Genomic DNA, 17,559 nt, shown 5'->3' with positions numbered 1-17,559 from the left:
GGGGGTGCAGGGGAAGACCACGGCGTCGCACGCCGATGCCCGGCCACGGCCGGATCGACGTGCGACGCCGTGAGTCGTCAGGAGCCGATCCGGGTGGTGCCGCCGTAGCGCGGCGCGGTGCCGGCGCGGTCCCGCCAGGTCGTCTCGGCCAGGCTCGGCCCCCACTGACGCAGCAACGTCTCGGCCCCGTCGTAGGCCACCCCGAGCACGCCCAGCACCCGGGTGGCGATCTCCGCCGCCGCCGCCGACGCGCCGGCCGGGCCGGCCTCGACTCCCGGCCGGACGGCGGCGTGCACGGTGACCGCCTCGGTCGAGCCGAGCACCTCGGCGAGTGCCCGCGCCAGCGCGGCCCGGCTGCTCTCCACCCAGGCGGCGAGCGCGTCCGCGTAGCCGGCGGTCGACTCCAGCCGCCCGACCAGGCTCTCCGGCCCCTCGTCGAGGTGGCGGAGCAGGGCGCCACGCGCCTCGTCGTAGGCCCCGGCGGCCGACCCGGACCAGGCGACCGGGTCGGCGAGGACGGCGCAGGTGTCGTCGTACCCCCGGACGAGCCGGCGCACGGCGTGGCCGGCGCCGGTCAGCGGCGCGGGGTGCAGTTCGAGGAATTCGCGCACCGCCACGCCGGGGAGGACCTGCATCCGGCGCAGCAGCGGCCAGAGGCGGTGCCCCTCGGGCGCGCCGGCGGCGAGCAGCGTGTCGACCCGGGTGAGCAGGTCGAGACCCGGCTCGGCGAGGCGGTCCAACGCGTCCATCAGGCCTCCCGGGCCAGCCGGCCCGCGACCGCGTCGTCGGCTGCCGCGTAGCGGTCGGCGGCGCTGCGCAACGCCGCCGCGGCGGCGGCCAGCCGGTTGGCGGCGGCCTGCGCCTCGCGCGCCCGGTCGTTGGTGGCGGTGGTCCACTGCCGGTGCAGGGCGCGCCCCACCTCGCCGGGCCGGCCGGCGGCGTGGGCGCCGAACGCGGGATGCGGCGGGTCGGCGGCGGTCACGGTGCGGGCCAGCGTGGCGAGGGTCGCGCCGGCCTCGTCGAGGCGGGCGGCCAGGGTGCGCAGCGATTCCATTGTCAGGCTCCCGCCAGCGGCCGGTATGCCGCGAAGGTCTCGTTGTGCAGCTTCTCCCGGGCCCACTGCGCGGCGTCGGCGGCGGCGGTCACCGCGGCCTGCACCGAGCCGGCCACGTCGCGCGGGCTGCGCTGGTGCAGTGGACCGAGGAAGCGCACGTCGGTGATCCGCCCGCCGGCCGTGACCACCACCTCGACCAGCCCGTCGGGTGAGCGGACGGTGACCTCCACCGTGGCGATCGCCTGGTCGAACTCGGCCTGCAGGGCCTCGATGCGGCGATAGCGCCGCACCGCCTCCTCGATCCAGGCCTCGTCGATCTCCCCCCGCGCCATCGGCGCACTCCTCCCGGCTGGTCGGCGCCGCCGGCCCCACCCCGACGCCATCCTCACTGAGCGTGCCGCCCTCGTCACCACGGCATCACCGGACCGTACCGCACGTCAATCGCGCGTGTCGATGCCCTGTGGACAGCGCGGGACGAGCGCCTCAACCCCGCCAGAGGGAGAGCATCATCGCCTCGACCGCGATCCGCGGTTTGACGTTCGCCCCGATCGCCGCCCGGCACTCGAGCACGGCCTCCAGGCGGCGCAACGAGCCCTCCGCGTCCCACTTCTGCGCGCCGGCCCCGGCCAGCGTCGCGGTGTCGGTGTGCACCGGCGCGACAGGTGCCCGCAACGCCATGGTGAGCGCGTCCCGGTAGAAGCCGGCCAGGTCGACGAGCGCCCGGTCGAGCGCGTCCCGCTGGGCCCGGGTGGCCCGCGACTTCTGCCGCTTCTCCAGCTCCTTGAGCTGGCCGGCGGCGCCCCGCATGGCGCCGGCCGCGCCCCGGCCGGTGCCGCCCGCGCCGAGCGCGGTCTGCAACGCCGACCGTTCCGCCTCGTCGGCCTCCGCGACCGAGGCGGCGGCCTCCGCCTCGGCCGCCTCGATCAGCGCCGAGGCGGCGTCGAACGCCGCGCCCACGCCGGTGAGCCGGCGCGGTACGGCCAGCACGGCGTCCCGCCGCTGCCGGGCCTCCGGGTCGCGGGCCAGCCGCCGGCCCCGGCCGACGTGCCCCTGCGCCGCCGCGGCGGCCCACTGCGCCACGTCCGGGTCGATGCCGTCCCGGCGGACCAGCACCTCGGCCACCGCGCCGGCCGGCGGCTGGCGCAGCGGTACGACCCGGCACCGCGACCGGATGGTCACCGACACGTCGTCCGGGTGGGTGGACGGGGCGCAGAGCAGGAAGATGGTACGCGGTGGCGGCTCCTCGACGGCCTTGAGCAGCGCGTTGCCGGCGGCCTCGGTGAGCCGGTCGGCGTCCTCGATGATGACGACCTGCCAACGGCCGCCGGAGGGCGTGCTCGCCGCCCGCAGCACCAGCGCGCGCATCTCCCCGACGCCGATGGAGAGCCCGTCCGGCACCACGAGCCGCACATCGGCGTGGGTGCCGGCGAGCGTGGTGTGGCAGCCGGGGCAGTGCCCGCACCCGGCGCCGTGCACGCACTGGAGCGCGGCGGCGAAGGCGCGGGCGGCCACCGACCGGCCGGAACCGGGCGGGCCGGTGAAGATCCACGCATGTGTCATCCCGGCACCGGGATCGACGTCGGTCGGCCCGGCCCCGCCCGCGTCGCCGGCCGGCGCGGCCTCGCCGGCCCGCAGCAGCGCGGCGGCGGAGGCGGCCCGCCGCAGCGTGACCACCGCCTCGTCCTGCCCGACCAGATCGCCGAAGACGTCCGTCATCGTCGGCGTTGCTCCATCGTCACCAGCTCCGATTCGGATAACTCGGGCTGGACCGAGGTGTCCGGGCCCTGCGCCGGGCGTGGGTGCACGATCCCGGCCGGGTTGACGAGGAACTCGTCCACCCGGCGGGCGACCGCGTCGGCGATCTCCTTCACCGGGCGGGAAGCGTCGAGCACCAGGTAGCGCTTCGGGTCGCCGGAGGCCAGGTCGAGGAAGGCGTACCGGACCCGCTCGTGGAACGCCAGCGACTCGGCCTCCAGCCGGTCGGCGCCCTCGCTGCGGGCCTCCACCCGCCTCAACCCGGTGTGCGGCTCGACGTCGAGCAGGACCACCAGGTCGGGCTTGAGCCCGCCGGTGGCCCAGGAGGAGAGCCAGGAGACCTCGTCGACCGGCAGCGTCCGGCCGGCGCCCTGGTAGGCCAGGGACGAGTCGACGTACCTGTCGCTGATCACCACCGCGCCGCGGGTGAGCGCCGGGCGCACCACGGTCGCCACATGGTGGGCCCGGTCGGCGGCGTAGAGCAGCGCCTCGGCGCGCGGCGACGGCGCGTCGTCGGTCGCGGTGTCGAGCACCAGCGAGCGGATCCGCGCGCCGACCCCGGTGGCGCCCGGCTCACGGGTGACCACCACGTCCCGCCCTCCGCCGCGCAGCCGCTCGGCCAGCGCGGCGAGCTGGGTGGACTTGCCGGCGCCCTCGCCGCCCTCGAAGACCACGAACAGGCCGGCGGAGACGAACGGCTCGGCCGGCATCAGCGGGCGACCCCGGATCGAGCCCCAGAGGTCGGCCAGGACCGGCACGCCCTTCTTGTCGTCCATCTGGCCGAACGCGCTGATCCCGGCGAAGATGCCGGCCGCGCCGGCGGCGAGCAGCAGCAGTCGGGTCGAGGAGATGGAGATGCCCAGGTCGGCGATGGTGAGCTGGCGGGAGCCGCCGACGCCGACCAGGAGGCTGCTCAGCGCGATGGCCAGGATCAGCACCAGTCGGGTGCCGATCTGCACCACCGCGAAGACCCGGCCGCGCACCTCGTCGGCCACCTCGCCGCCGAGCAGCGTGGTGCCGGCCAGGAACGCCATGCCGGCGCCGGCGCCGACCAGAATCGCGCCGAGGATGGCCATGGACAGGTGGATGGCGAACGCCAGCACCAGCACGGAGGCGCTTGCGAGCACGATGCTCATGCCGAACCAGCGACGCCGGGACAGGTCCCGCACGAGGATCGGGCCGAGCCCGATGCCGAGCGCCAGGCCGACGAAGATCGCACCGAAGAGCAGCGAGAACGCGGCGTCACCGGCGCCGAGCGAGTTGGCGAAGAACTTGGCCGTGCCGACCACGATGCCGCCGCCGGCGAACGCGCCGAAGATGCCCAGCACCAGGCCGCGCACGAGCGGCGTCTGCCCGATGAACTTCCAGCCGTCGGCGAACTGGCGGAACATGCTCTGCTCGGTGCGTTCCCCCTCACCGCGCTGGGCCTCGCTGATCTCCTTGATCCCGAAGGCCACCACGAGCGCGGTGGCCAGCCGGGAGAAGGCGTTGAACCAGAGCGCGAGCTGGGCCGGCTCGGCCCAGCTCGGCAGGTCGCCGCCGATCGCGCCGCGTACGCCCCGGTCCAGCACGGCCAGGGCGATGGCGGCGGCCACCGGGGTCAGGCCGTACGTGGTGATCAGGGTGAGCTGGTTGGCCGTCTCCAGCCGGGTGCGCGGGATCAGGTTGGGGACCGCCGCCTCCTTGGCCGGGATCCACATCAGGGTGATCGACTCGATCAGGAAGGTGGCGATCAGGGCCCAGCCGACCACCAGGCCGCCCGCCGCGCCGGTCAGCGCGTAGAGCGGGATGGAGGCGAAGAGCACGAAGCGCAGCAGGTCGCAGATGACCATCGTCCACCGGCGGTCGAACCGGTCGGCGAAGACGCCCGCCACCGGGCCGAGCACCAGCGCCGGCAGCAGCCGGATCGCGGTCACGCCACCGAAGGCCGCGCCCTGGGCGGTGCTGCCGGACACCTGGGAGGCGGCGAAGAGCGCGGTGGCGAGCAGGCCGAGCCAGTCGCCGAAGGAGGCCGCGCTGAGCACGATCCACAGCCTGCGGAACGGCCGGATGCGCAGCACCGAGCGGATGGCGGCGAGGCCCGACCGGTCGGCCTGTGTGCCGGGCGACGACACGCCGGACGACTCGCCGTTCTTCTGGCTTTCGATGGCCGTACCTCCACGTGCCGGCCCAGGTCTGGGCATCCCCGGTGGAACACTCTAGCCGCGCGGAGGGGGTCTCCTCCGGTGACATCGCCTGATCGTCGAGCCTAGGCCGCCGGGACCACCGCCCGCAGCCGGACAGACGCGAGGGTATTTCGCATTGCCGTTCCGACAGTTAGCGTGCAGACGTGGCCATCGACCGTGCCGAACTTCGCGATCGTCTCGACCGGGCGACCGCCCACCTCGACCCGCCGTACGCGGTGGTCGACCTCTCCGCGTTCGACGCCAACGCCGACGCCCTGGCCGGGCGGGCCGGCGGCAAGCCGCTGCGGGTGGCGAGCAAGTCCGTGCGGGTCCGCGAGCTGCTCACCCGCGCGCTCAAGCGGCCCGGCTGGCACGGCGTGATGGCCTTCACCCTGCCCGAGGCGCTCTGGCTGGCCCGGGGCGGCGTCGCCGACGACGTGCTGGTCGCGTACCCGACCGCGCACCGGGGGGCGCTCACCGAGCTGGCCGCCGACCCGGCGCTCGCCGACGCGGTCACCCTGATGATCGACGACGCCGGGCAGCTCGACCTGATCGACCGGGTGTGCCCGCCCGGGGGGCGGCCCGCGCTGCGGGTCTGCCTCGACCTGGACGCCTCGTGGCGACCGCTGCGGGGTCGGGTGCACGTCGGGGTGCGCCGCTCGCCCGTGCACAGCGCCCGGGCGGCCGGCGCGCTCGCCGCCACCGTCGCCGGCCGGCCGGGCTTCCGGCTGGTCGGCCTGATGTCGTACGAGGCACAGATCGCCGGCCTCGGCGACGCACCGCCCGGGCAGGCGCTGGTCGGCTCCGCGATCCGGGTCGCCCAGCGCCGGTCGTACCGGGAACTGCTGGCCCGCCGGTCCGCCGCGGTCGCCGCCGTCCGCGAGCACGCCGACCTGGAGTTCGTCAACGGCGGCGGCACCGGCAGCGTGGCCGCCACCAGCGCCGACCCGGCGGTCACCGAGGTCACCGCCGGCTCCGGGCTCTTCGGGCCCACGCTGTTCGACGCGTACCGTGCCTGGCGGCCGACCCCGGCGGCGTTCTACGCCTGCGCGGTGGTCCGCCGGCCGGCGGCCGGGCTGGCCACCGTGCTCGGCGGCGGCTGGATCGCCTCCGGCCCGGCGGCGGAGAGCCGGCTGCCCCGGCCGTGGCTGCCGGCCGGGCTGAAGCTCCTCGGCGCGGAGGGGGCGGGCGAGGTGCAGACCCCGCTCGCCGGCGAGGCCGCGGACGGGCTGCGGGTCGGTGACCGGGTGTGGTTCCGTCACGCCAAGGCGGGCGAGGTGTGCGAGCACGTCAACGAGGTGCACCTGGTCGAGGGCGACACCGTGGTCGGGACCGTGCCCACCTACCGGGGCGAGGGCCAGGCGTTCCTCTGACGTGACGACGGCGGGCCCGGGCGCACGCTCCGAACCCGCCGCTCGTGTGCCGCTCAGCCCTGCTGGACGGCCTCGGTCGGGGCGTCGACCTGCCGGTGCAGGTATTCCCGGATGAGCGCCTTCGCCTCGACAAGCACCCGCTCGTCGCCGTCGGCACGGCGGCGGAACGCCAGCTTGATCAGGGCGTCCGCGGCCTCCACCGCGACCTCCAGGTGGAACCGCAGGTCAGGCACGCCGGCCAGGCCGAAACGCTCGGTGAGTACGCGGGCGAGCTGCTCCGCGATGACGCCGTTGTTGTCCCGCGCGTCGTCAAGCAGGTGCAGGTCGACCACGTCGCCGAAGTGCAGGGTACGGAAACCGGGGACGGTGCGGTGCATCGAGATGTACTCGTCGATCGCCGCGTCGACCCCGTCCCACCAGTGGGTCAGATCGTCCGAGGCGAACCGTTCGTCGAGTCGCTGGAGGTAGGACTCCATGGTGCGCAGGGTCAGCGCCTGCACGATCGCCCGCTTGTCCGGAAAGAACTGGTAGACCGACCCGATCGCCACCTCGGCGCGCTCGGCGAGCAGGGTCGTGGTCAAGCCCTCGTACCCCACCTCGTCGACGAGCTCGGCGCAGGCGTCCAGCATCCGCTGGACCCGCGCCACACTTCGACCCTGCACCGGTACCCGACGCAGCGGCCCGGTCGTGGCGGCTGGTGTGGACACTCGGCGCCACCCCCCTTCGACGGATGAAACATATCTGCACGTCACGAGTCTGTGACTACCGGTACAACGAGCCGGGCTCGATTACGGTATTTACCAGGCACAACGTTCCTGATATGAATTCAGTTCATATTCATGTCGAGGAGTTTCACCATGGCCGGTCCCCCCGCCGCCTGGTCCAACTGGGCCGGCAACCAGCACAGCACGGCGCTTGCCACCGTGCGCCCGCGTACCGTCTCCGAGGTCGCCGACGCGGTCCGGCAGGCGGGCGCCGCCGGCCGGACGATCCGGGCGGTCGGCAGCGGCCACTCCTTCACCGCCACCGCCGTCGCCGACGGGCACCGGCTCGACCTCGCCGACCTGGCCACCGACGTCACCGTCGACGTGGCACGTCGCCTGGTCACCGTACCGGCCGGGATGACCCTGAACACGCTCAACGCGCTGCTCGTCGGGTACGGGCTGGCGATGCCCAACCTCGGCGACATCGACGCGCAGACCATCGCCGGCGCGCTCTCCACCGGCACCCACGGCACCGGCGCGAAACTCGGCTGCCTCTCCACCTTCGTGGCCGGGCTGACGCTCGTCACCGGCACCGGCGAGGTGCTGCGCTGCTCCGCCGACGAGCACCCCGACGTGTTCGCCGCCGCCCGGGTCGGTCTCGGCGCGGTCGGCGTGGTCGTCGAGGTCACCCTGCGCTGCGTCGACGCCTTCATGCTTCGCGCGCACGAGCGGCCGGCCGCGCTCGCCGAGGTGCTCGACGACCTGCCCGGCCTCTACGAGCGGCACGACCACGCCGAGTTCTACTGGTTTCCCTACACCGACCGGGTGCAGGTCAAGGCCAACGACCGGGTGCCCGCCGACGACCGTCCGCTGCCCCGCTGGCGCGGCTGGCTGGACGACGACTTCCTGTCCAACACCGTCTTCGCCGGGGCCTGCCGGCTGGGTCGCGCCGTGCCCGCCCTCGCCCCCAGAATCAGCGCCGTCTCCGCCCGGGCGCTCACCGAACGCATCTACACCGGCCGCTCCGACCTGGTGTTCTGCACCCCGCGCCGGGTCCGCTTCGTGGAAATGGAGTACGGGCTGCCGCGCGACGCGCTGCCCACCGCGCTTGCGGAGCTGCGCCGGATCGTCGACCGGCTGCCGTTCAAGGTGCTCTTCCCGGTCGAGGTGCGGTTCACCGCCGCCGACGACATCTGGCTGTCCCACTCCTACGGGCGGGACTCCGCCTACATCGCGGTCCACCAGTACGTCGGGATGCCGTACGAGCCGTACTTCCGCGCGTTCGAGCAGGTGGCGACCGAGCTGGGCGGCCGGCCGCACTGGGGCAAGCTGCACTGGCGCGACGCGGACTCGCTGGCCACCGCCTACCCGAAGTTCGCCGATTTCCAGACCGTCCGCACCCGCTTGGACCCCGAAAACCTCTTCAAAAACCCGTATCTGCAGCAGGTGCTGGGAACCTGACCCGAGATCTTGGAAGATGAGGGCCCCTCCGGGGGCCGTTTGCTTCCAAGATCTCGGCCCTGGTCGTCATCCTCGCCAGCCGGCGGCCCGAAGAGCGGCACGGATCTGGGCGATGACCGCCTCCGGTTCCGTGCGAAGGGCCCAGGAGGGGAACCGGAGGATGCGGTCGCCCTCGACCCAGAGCTCGTTCTGCCGGCGCATATCCGCCCACGCGTGCGCCGGGTCGAGATGCTGCCCGCCGTCCACCTCGACGTGCACCCGCCACTCCTCGAAGTAGGCGTCGAGGTAGCGTCGCCGGCCCGCGGCGTCCCGCCGGACCAACTGGCGGGTCGGTTCGGGCAGACCGGCACTGCGCACCAGACGGAGCAGGTCAAGCTCGCCCAGAGAGTGCGCACCGCCGGTCGCATCGGTGGCGGTGGACAGAATCAGCCGACGCCGGCGGACCCGCGGCATCCGGTCGAGCACCTCATGCAGGTCGTCACCGCCCACCAGCCGCTGCTGGAACGCCGCCGCTACGATGGCCCGGGCCTGGCCGTCCGAAGGCGCCCACTGGGCCGCGTCGACCACCGACCGCGCAGCCGCAGTGCGGGGCGGCTGGCCGACGTACACCACGTCCTCGTCGAGCAGGTGAGTCGTCCGGTGTGCTCGCACCCCGGCCGGCAGCGGGGCGCGCCGGCAGGTGGCCGGCAGGAGCAGGTGGACGACGCGATCCGGGAACCCGCGTAGACCACCCGCCTGGGCGGCGGTGATCCCGCCGAGCAACGCGGTCGGCCCGGCGGCCAGCACCGCGATCCAGCGGAGCTGAGCGGAACCGACCGGACCGTTGTGTGCGACGAGAACGGCACGGTGGGCTTGGCGCCAACGACCGGTGGCAACCCGGTGGCGGATCGCCTTGCGGGTGAGGTGCGCCAGCGCCTGACCGAGGCTCAGCACGTCGTCCTGCCGGAACAGCAGCCAGGTCAACTCGTCCGCGTCATCCGCCGGAAGCCTCCGACGCATGCCCGCCCACGAATCCCCCACCCGTCCAACCCTGCCCGCTCGGGTGCCGGCTGCGCCGCCCCTGTGGACAACCGCGAGATCTTGGAAGTTACCGGCCCCTCTGAGGGCCGGTAACTTCCAAGATTCACTCCTTCGGGGTTGAGGTCGCCTTCTTCGGAGGCGCCTTCTTGGCGGGGGCCTTCTTCGCCGTCGCCTTCGTGGCCTTGGCCGCCGTGGTCTTCTTCGCGGCGGTGGTCTTCTTGGCGGGGGCGGCCTTCTTGGTGGCCTTCTTCTTGGGGGCGGGGCCCTTCGCGCGCTTCTCGGCGAGCATCTCGGACGCCTCCGCCAGCGTCAGCTCCTCCGGCGTCTGCCCGCGCCGCAGCGACGCGTTGAACTCCCCGTCCGTCACGTACGGTCCGAAGCGCCCATCCTTGATCACCAGCGGCTTCTCGGTGAGCGGGTCGGCGCCCATCTCCCGCAGCGGCGGGGCGGCGGCCCGGCGCTGGCGGGTCTTCGGGGCGGCCAGCAGCGCCAGCGCCTCGTCGAGCGTGACGGTGAACATCTTGTCTTCCGAGTCCAGCGAGCGGAACTCGTCACCGCGCTTGACGTACGGGCCGTAGCGGCCGTTGTTGGCGAAGACCTCGACGCCGTCCGGGGCCACGCCCACCAGCCGGGGCAGGCTGAGCAGCCGCAGCGCCTGTTCCAGGGTGAGGCTGTCCGGCGACTGCGAGCGCAGCAACGACGACTTCCGCTCGCCGCTCGCCACGTACGGGCCGAAGCGGCCGGACTTGAGCAGGATCGGCTCGCCGGTCGACGGGTCGTCGCCGAGCTTGCGCTCGCCCCCGCCACCGAGGAACAGCTCGTGCACCTTCTCCGGGGTCAGCTCGTCGGGGGCCAGGCCCTCCGGGATCGGCGCCCGGTCGCCCTGCGAGCCGCCCTCCTCACCCTCGCCCTCCCCGGAGGCCGAGCCGGACGCCGACGCCGAGCCCGAGCCCGACGCCGAGCCGGGCAACGCCCGTTGCAGGTAGGGCCCGTACCGGCCGACCCGGACGACGACCTCGCGCCCCTCGTCGTCGGTGTGCAGCGGGATCGAGTTGACGCTGCGCGCGTCGATCTCGCTGAGGTTCTCGGTGACCAGCTTCTTCAGCCCGCCGGCGTGCGCGATGGCCTGGTCGCCGGCACCGTTGGCGCTGCCGAAGTAGAAGGAGGTGAGGAAGTCGACCGCGGCGTGGTCACCGCCGGCGATCTCGTCCAGCTCGTTCTCCATGCTCGCGGTGAAGTCGTAGTCGATCAGGCGCGGGTAGTGCCGTTCCATCAGCCCGATCACGGCGAACGCGAGGAACGTGGGGATCATCGCCTGGCCGCGCTTGTTGACGTACCCGCGGTCCTGGATGGTCTGCATGATCGAGGCGTACGTGGACGGGCGGCCGATGCCCAGCTCCTCAAGCGCCTTGACCAGCGACGCCTCGGTGTAGCGCGACGGCGGCTGGGTGTGGTGGCCCTGCGCGGCCAGCTCGTCGGCGGTCAGCGGCTGGTCCTTGACCAGCGTGGGCAGCCGCCGCTCGGCGTCCTCCGCCTCGGCATTCTCGTCGTCGCTCGACTCGACGTACGCGCGCAGGAAGCCCGGGTCGGTGATGGTCTTGCCGGTGGCGCCGAAGTCGGCCTCCTCCTGCGCCGACGAGACCGCGCGGATGCGCACGGACACGCTGGAGCCGACCGCGTCGGTCATCTGCGAGGCGATGGTGCGCCGCCAGATCAGCTCGTAGAGCTTGAACTCGTCGCCGGACAGCTCCCGGGCCACGTCGCCGGGGGTGCGGAAGTTGTCGCCGGCCGGACGGATCGCCTCGTGCGCCTCCTGCGCGTTCTTCACCTTGCCGGTGTAGCGGCGCGGCTCCGGCGGCACGCTGCGCTCGCCGTACAGCTCGACGATCTGCCGGCGAGCCGCGGCGATGGCGGTCTCCGACAGGTTCACCGAGTCGGTACGCATGTAGGTGATGTAGCCGTTCTCGTAGAGCCGCTGCGCGGTGCGCATCGTCTGCTGGGACGAGAACCGCAGCTTGCGGGCCGCCTCCTGCTGGAGCGTGGAGGTGATGAACGGCGCGTACGGGCGGCGGCGGTAGGGCTTCTCCTCGACCCGGGTGACGGTGAACGGCCGGTCCGCCAGGCGGGCCGCCAGCCCCCGGGCCCCGCCCTCGTCGAGGTGCACCACACCCGCGCCGGCCCTGACCCGACCCGTGGTCGGCTCGAAGTCCTTGCCGGTGGCGATCCGGTCGCCGTTCAGCGCGACGAGCGTGGCGTTGAACGTGCGCGGGCCCTCGCCCGGCTTCGCCACCGCCAGGGTGGCCAGGATGTCCCAGTATTCGGCGGTGCGGAACGCCATCCGCTGGCGTTCCCGCTCGACCACGATCCGGGTCGCCACGGACTGCACCCGGCCCGCCGAGAGCTTCGGCATGACCTTCTTCCACAGCACCGGGGAGACCTCGTAGCCGTAGAGCCGGTCCAGGATGCGCCGGGCCTCCTGGGCGTCGACCAGGTCACGGTCGATCTCCCGCGGGTTGGCGACCGCGGCCTGGATGGCCGGCTTGGTGATCTCGTGGAAGACCATCCGCTTGACCGGCACCTTGGGCTTGAGCGTCTCCACCAGGTGCCAGGCGATCGCCTCGCCCTCGCGGTCCTCGTCCGTGGCCAGGAAGATCTCATCGACCTCCTTGGCCAGCTTCACCAGCTTGTTGATCTGCTGGCGGCGGTCGGCGGAGACCACGTAGAGGGCGTGGAAGCCGTTGTCGACGTCGACGCCGAGCCGCGCCCACGGCTCGCCCTTGTACTTCGCCGGCACGTCGGCGGCGTTACGGGGCAGGTCCCGGACGTGGCCGAAGCTGGCCTCCACGACGTACCCCGGGCCGAGGTAGCCCGAGATCGTCTTGGCCTTCGCCGGTGACTCGACGATGACCAGACGGGTGGTTCCAGCGTTGCTCGGCACGTCTCTCCCCGACCTCACTCCTACGCCATGCCCGCTTCGGGCCGTGCTGCACCGTCCGGACCGCCGATGGCCCGGACGTCCAACGTAACGCGCCGCCCGCGTTCCGGGTTTCGTGGGCGGCAGACGGGCCGCCTTCCGGGCGACAGTCGGCCGAACCCTGCCGGACGGCGCCACCGTACACCGTGGGTAGGGCGCCAGGCGTGTCACTGTGACGATCACGGACCCCCGGCGGAGGTGACGCCCGTCGTTTTCCTGCGCAAATCGCCGCCCGGCCGGTCCGCGATCGGACAGTCGGTGGTCAACCGTGCGGGCCCGGCCAAATCGCGGCCGGCGCGGCCGGGGGCCGCTCCCCGACCAACTCGGCGAGCCGGGTCATCCGCCGGCCACCGATCCGGTACGCGGGCCCGCCGTCCTCGGGCTCGACGAACGCGGCCGGCAGCCCCACCGCGGCCAGCGCGGCGCGCACCGCCGGCCAGCACTGCTCGTCGGCCGGGCCGAGCCGGAGCCGGAACCCGGCCGGCTCGGCGGCACCGGCGGCGGCGACCCAGAGCCGCAGCCGCCGCCCGTCGAGGTGGAACCGGGCCGGTGGCCGCTTCGCCGTGCCGCGCAGCCAGGCCCGGGCCAGCGGGGCCAGCGTGGTCGCGTACGCGGTGCGCACCCGGTGCCGGCCGTCCGCGGTCGGCTCCCAGCTCGCCGGCACGCCCCGGGCGGCCATCTCGGCCACCAGCACGTGCACCCGCCAGGCGGCGTCCACCACCACGGAGAGCCGGGCCGTGCCGCCCATCCGCACCACCTCCCCCGGCCCGGCGAGCAGGCCGGCGAGGTCCGCCAGCGAGGGATCGGCCGCCTCGGTGGAGAACAGCGAGGGCTGGCGGGCCGGGTTCGGTGTGGGAGGGGTCAGCGACACTCCGGGACCTCGTCGAAGGCCTCTTTGAGTTCGGGTGAGTTGAGCTTGCTGGTGTCCAGCGCGCTCGCGTCGTACTCCTTGTTCAGCGTGTCCACGGCGGCGCGCACGCCGTCGTAGAAGGGGCCGGCCTGGGCGGTGTCCAGCCCGTCGATGGTGGTCCGGGCCCGCCCGTAGGCGTCGCGCATCTTGCCGAGCGAACCCTGGAACCCGGCGGACACGTCGCTGCCGCGCTCCACCTCGGGCACGCCCGCCTCCTCGACCTTGCGCCGGGCCGTCTCGCTCGCCTGCTCGGCGCCGGAGAAGAGCCGCACCAGGTTCTCCTTGGCCTGCGCCGGGGTGGTCTGCGCGGTCATCTGCTGCTGGGTGCTGCTGGTCAGCTTGGAGATCTCCGCGCGCCACGGCGTGAGCGCCTGGCAGACCGAGGCGGCCCAGGCCCGCGGGCTGGGGCCGCCGCACCCGGCGACGACGAGGACCAGCGTGGCCAGGACCACCGTGAGCTTTCCGGCGGTTGCCGCCCGGCACGTACGCATGCGTTGCAGCGTACGACCTCCGGGTGGAACCGCCACCGGTCAGGTTTCGTGCGGTTCCCGGCCGACCTGCGGGCCGGCCGGGAACCGTCACGTCGATCAGGCGCTCACCGTCTCCGGGTGCTGGTCCGGGGTGCCCGCGCCGGTGTCGTCCGAGTCGGACATGGCCACGCCCTTGCGCTTGCTGAACACCACCGCGGCGGCGATGACGAGCGCGGCCACCACGGCGATCGTGATGCGCAGCGGGGTGTTCTTGTCGTCGCCCACGCTCCAGGCCACCACGGCCGGCGCGATCAGCAGCGAGACCAGGTTCATCACCTTGATCAGCGGGTTGATCGCCGGGCCGGCGGTGTCCTTGAACGGGTCACCGACGGTGTCGCCGATGACGGTGGCGGAGTGCGCGTCGGAGCCCTTGCCGCCGTACGCGCCGTCCTCCACCAGCTTCTTGCCGTTGTCCCAGGCGCCGCCGGAGTTGGCCAGGAAGACCGCCATCAGCGTGCCCGCGCCGATCGCACCGGCCAGGTACGCGGCCAGCGCGCCCGGGCCGAGGCCGAAGCCGACCGCGATCGGGGCCAGGATGGCCAGCAGGCCGGGGGTCATCAGCTCGCGCTGCGCGTCCCGGGTGCAGATGTCCACGACCTTGCCGTACTCGGGCCGCTGGGTGCGGTCCATGATGCCTGGCAGCTCGCGGAACTGCCGGCGTACCTCCATCACCACGGCGCCGGCCGAGCGGGAGACCGCGTTGATGGCCAGGCCGGAGAAGAGGAAGACCACCGCCGCGCCGATGATCAGGCCGACCAGGTTGCGCGGGTTGGCCACGTTCAGCGAGTTGAGGATCTCGGTGCCGACGTCGCCCACACCCGCGTCGGAGTACGAGGTCCGCAGCGTGTCGGTGTACGAGCCGAACAGCGCGGTGGCGGCCAGCACCGCGGTGGCGATCGCGATGCCCTTGGTGATCGCCTTGGTGGTGTTGCCGACCGCGTCCAGCTCGGTGAGCGTCCGCGCGCCGTGCTCGTCGATGTCGCCGGACATCTCGGCCACGCCCTGCGCGTTGTCGGAGATCGGGCCGAACGTGTCCATCGCGACGATGACGCCGACGGTGGTGAGCAGGCCGGTGCCGGCGAGCGCGACCGCGAACAGCGACAGCGTGATCGAGCTGCCGCCGAGCAGGAACGCGCCGAAGACGCCGGCGCCGATCAGCAGCGCCGAGTAGACCGCCGACTCCAGGCCGATGCTGATGCCGGCGAGGATGACGGTGGCGGCGCCGGTCTGCGAGCTCTTGCCGATGTCCTGCACCGGGCGCCTGTTGGTCTCGGTGAAGTAGCCGGTGAGCGCCTGGATCGCGGCGGCCAGCACGATGCCGATCACGACCGCGCCGATGGCCACCAGCCGCGGGTTGCGGTCGACGTCGGTCAGCCCGCCCTCCAGCTCGCTGAACGTCGCCGGCAGGTACGCGAACGCCGCGACCGCCACGAGCACCGCGGCGATCACCGCGGAGAGGTAGAAGGCCCGGTTGATCGCGGTGAGGCCGTTGCGGTCGCTGGTGCGCAGCCGGGTGATGAAGACACCGACGATCGCGACGAGCACGCCGATGGTGGAGATGATCAGCGGGAAGACCAGGCCGTCCTCGCCGAACGCGGCCCGGCCCAGGATCAGCGCCGCGACGAGCGTGACCGCGTACGACTCGAAGAGGTCGGCGGCCATGCCGGCGCAGTCGCCGACGTTGTCGCCCACGTTGTCGGCGATGGTGGCGGCGTTGCGCGGGTCGTCCTCCGGGATGCCCTGCTCGACCTTGCCGACCAGGTCGGCGCCGACGTCGGCGGCCTTGGTGAAGATGCCGCCGCCGACCCGCATGAACATGGCGAGCAGCGCGGCGCCGAAGCCGAAGCCCTCCAGCACGGTCGGCGCGTCACCCCGGAACAAAATGACGACGAGCGCCGCGCCGAACAGGCCGAGGCCGACGGTGAGGAAGCCGACCACGCCGCCGGTGCGGAAGGCGATCTTCATGGCGCCCTCGCGTCCGCCTTCCCGCTCCCGGGCGGCGGCGGCGACCCGCAGGTTGGCGCGGGTGGCCAGCCACATGCCGGCGCCGCCGATGAACGCGCTGAACAGCGCACCCACCACGAAGAACGCCGACCGGCCGATCTTCACCAGCGTCTGGTTGCCGTCGGTGTCGTGCACCGGCAGCAGGAACAGCAGCACGACGGCGATCACCACGAAGATCGCCAGGGTGCGGAACTGCCGCAGCAGGTACGCCGACGCGCCCTCCTGCACCGCCCCGGAGATCTCCTGCATGTTTGTGGTTCCCGTACCGGCTGCCAGTACCGCCTTGGTCAAGGCGGCGGCGAAGACGAGCGCCACCAGCGCGATGACCGCGGCGATGACGACGTACGTCACGTTGGCTCCGGTAAGGGACAGTGCGCCGCCGTCGGCGGCCAAGGTCCCGGACATCTGTGTCCTCCTGTACCGAACACTCGCGTCGGCTCGTGGAGACGCACGGGCCGACGCCTGGAAGCGAACTCGCCAGCGCGCGCCATCCACCCGGTCCCGCTGGCTGCGGGGAGCGACCACTTGCTGACAACCCGGGTACTGTAGCCCTCCGGCGTGGTGAGGGTCACATCGAGGGGCCACCCGCCGCCGATGATCTTCGTAACTGTGTTAGGCGAGGAAATCTGATATATGGGCCGGTCAACACGACGAGGCCGCGCCCCCCGGGCGGGGAACGCGGCCTGCGGGAGGAACGGTCAGAGGCGGCCGGCCGGCCAGGCCATCCGGACCTCGGTGCCGACGCCCTCGTCCACCGGGCGGACCTGAAGATCCTCCACGAAACCGGCGAGCAGGGCGAACCCCACGCCGGTGGTGAGCGCGTCCTCGCTGAGCGACTCCTTGGCCAACTCGTCCGGGCCGAGCGCGGCCAGCCCGAGACCCGCCTCGATCGGGGCCCGGTCCACCACCCGCACCGTGTACGGCCCGCCGTCGGACATCTCCACGTACACCGGCTCCGCCAACCCGTACTGCCGGTGCAGCGCGACCGCCCGGGTACACGCCTCACCGATGGCCAGGCGCACCTCGTCGAGCAGATCCTCCCGTACGCCGGCCCGCCGGGCCACCGCGACGCCGACCAGACGGGCGGTGCGCACGTGGACCGGCGCCGGAGAGAAGGAAAGCTTGACGGTGGCCATCACGCGCCGGTGGAGTCGGCGGCGATGGCCGCGTCGACCGTCGGGTGCAGCGGGAAGACCTGGTCCAGGGCGGTGATCCGGAAAATCTTGAGCAGCGGCTCCTTGTCGCAGACCAGGCCGAACGAGCCACCGGCCGCGCGGAGCCGCTTCAACGCGCCGACAAGCACACCGAGCCCGGTCGAGTCGAGGAAGTCCACCCGACCCAGGTCCACCACCACGTGGCGGGCCCCGCCGTCGATCAGCTCGATGAGCCGTTCCCGCAGGCGGGGGGCGGTGTAGACATCCACCTCACCGCCGACCTCAAGCACCGTGTGCTCTCCCACGGTGCTGGTCGCCAGCGACAGCTCCATCGACTCCTCCTCGGTAAACTCTCCTGGGCATCTAACCATCCCGGCGTGCGACCACTTCGGGTCACCGGCCCGACCCTCCCCATACCCCCACCCTGCGGTTCCCAATTCCGAACACCAGTGCGA

Annotated in this window: 15 protein-coding genes; 2 read left to right on the top strand and 13 right to left on the bottom strand. The window is 73.1% G+C overall.

Annotated elements, in window-relative coordinates; all coding sequences use genetic code 11:
• Positions 1-77 precede the first annotated feature (77 nt).
• From O7613_RS28070 to tmk, 5 genes are all read right to left on the bottom strand, one after another.
• Positions 78-749, bottom strand: coding sequence for a hypothetical protein (locus O7613_RS28070; protein ID WP_282290889.1), 672 nt, complete (start codon positions 747-749; stop codon positions 78-80).
• Positions 749-1,054 carry a hypothetical protein gene (locus O7613_RS28065; RefSeq protein WP_281585389.1) on the bottom strand — a complete coding sequence of 102 codons (306 nt, stop codon included), beginning with the start codon at positions 1,052-1,054 and terminating at the stop codon, positions 749-751. The genes O7613_RS28070 and O7613_RS28065 overlap by 1 nt, the downstream gene beginning before the upstream one ends.
• A gap of 2 nt (positions 1,055-1,056) precedes the next feature.
• Complete coding sequence (locus O7613_RS28060; RefSeq protein ID WP_281585390.1) at positions 1,057-1,386, bottom strand: YbaB/EbfC family nucleoid-associated protein; 330 nt, start codon at positions 1,384-1,386, stop codon at positions 1,057-1,059.
• 151 nt (positions 1,387-1,537) lie between these two features.
• Positions 1,538-2,770 carry a DNA polymerase III subunit delta' gene (locus O7613_RS28055; protein WP_282290887.1) on the bottom strand — a complete coding sequence of 411 codons (1,233 nt, stop codon included), beginning with the start codon at positions 2,768-2,770 and terminating at the stop codon, positions 1,538-1,540.
• Entirely contained in the window at positions 2,767-4,992 is a 2,226-nt protein-coding gene (tmk, locus tag O7613_RS28050) for a dTMP kinase (protein WP_282290885.1), read from the bottom strand. The genes O7613_RS28055 and tmk overlap by 4 nt, the downstream gene beginning before the upstream one ends.
• Positions 4,993-5,138: 146 nt before the next feature.
• Between tmk and O7613_RS28045 the strand changes: the two genes are divergently transcribed.
• Entirely contained in the window at positions 5,139-6,347 is a 1,209-nt protein-coding gene (locus tag O7613_RS28045) for an amino acid deaminase/aldolase (RefSeq protein ID WP_281585392.1), read from the top strand.
• Between the two features lie 53 nt (positions 6,348-6,400).
• On the opposite strand, the gene O7613_RS28040 is transcribed toward O7613_RS28045, so the two are convergent.
• Entirely contained in the window at positions 6,401-6,976 is a 576-nt protein-coding gene (locus tag O7613_RS28040) for a TetR/AcrR family transcriptional regulator (RefSeq protein WP_281590551.1), read from the bottom strand.
• Positions 6,977-7,204: 228 nt separating this feature from the next.
• On the opposite strand from O7613_RS28040, the gene O7613_RS28035 reads away from it, so the two are divergent.
• Entirely contained in the window at positions 7,205-8,512 is a 1,308-nt protein-coding gene (locus O7613_RS28035) for a D-arabinono-1,4-lactone oxidase (RefSeq protein WP_281585393.1), read from the top strand.
• A gap of 66 nt (positions 8,513-8,578) precedes the next feature.
• Here O7613_RS28035 and O7613_RS28030 read toward each other — a convergent pair whose 3' ends face one another.
• The 7 genes from O7613_RS28030 to O7613_RS28000 form a co-directional block, all read right to left on the bottom strand.
• Positions 8,579-9,532 carry a DUF559 domain-containing protein gene (locus O7613_RS28030; RefSeq protein ID WP_282290884.1) on the bottom strand — a complete coding sequence of 318 codons (954 nt, stop codon included), beginning with the start codon at positions 9,530-9,532 and terminating at the stop codon, positions 8,579-8,581.
• A 103-nt stretch (positions 9,533-9,635) separates the two neighbouring features.
• Positions 9,636-12,470 (bottom strand): type I DNA topoisomerase, encoded by a 2,835-nt coding sequence (gene topA / locus O7613_RS28025; RefSeq protein ID WP_282290883.1) that lies wholly within the window; start codon positions 12,468-12,470, stop codon positions 9,636-9,638.
• 298 nt (positions 12,471-12,768) lie between these two features.
• Positions 12,769-13,377, bottom strand: coding sequence for a hypothetical protein (locus O7613_RS28020; protein WP_282290882.1), 609 nt, complete (start codon positions 13,375-13,377; stop codon positions 12,769-12,771).
• The gene (locus O7613_RS28015) at positions 13,368-13,907 is read right to left on the bottom strand and encodes a hypothetical protein (RefSeq protein ID WP_281585397.1); all 540 of its coding nucleotides are present in this window, start codon (positions 13,905-13,907) and stop codon (positions 13,368-13,370) included. The genes O7613_RS28020 and O7613_RS28015 overlap by 10 nt, the downstream gene beginning before the upstream one ends.
• Positions 13,908-14,003: 96 nt before the next feature.
• The gene (locus O7613_RS28010; protein ID WP_282290880.1) at positions 14,004-16,355 is read right to left on the bottom strand and encodes a sodium-translocating pyrophosphatase; all 2,352 of its coding nucleotides are present in this window, start codon (positions 16,353-16,355) and stop codon (positions 14,004-14,006) included.
• Positions 16,356-16,648: 293 nt separating this feature from the next.
• Positions 16,649-17,086, bottom strand: coding sequence for an ATP-binding protein (locus tag O7613_RS28005; protein ID WP_281585399.1), 438 nt, complete (start codon positions 17,084-17,086; stop codon positions 16,649-16,651).
• The gene (locus O7613_RS28000; protein WP_281585400.1) at positions 17,086-17,436 is read right to left on the bottom strand and encodes an STAS domain-containing protein; all 351 of its coding nucleotides are present in this window, start codon (positions 17,434-17,436) and stop codon (positions 17,086-17,088) included. Before O7613_RS28000 ends, O7613_RS28005 begins: the two co-directional genes overlap by 1 nt.
• Between the last annotated feature and the right edge of the window lie 123 nt (positions 17,437-17,559).

The organism is Micromonospora sp. WMMD975 (assembly GCF_029581215.1).
In the GTDB taxonomy this organism is placed as follows: Bacteria; Actinomycetota; Actinomycetes; order Mycobacteriales; family Micromonosporaceae; genus Micromonospora.
The sequence above is the reverse complement of the archived record's forward strand: the minus strand, read 5'-3'. Positions and strand labels throughout refer to the sequence as shown.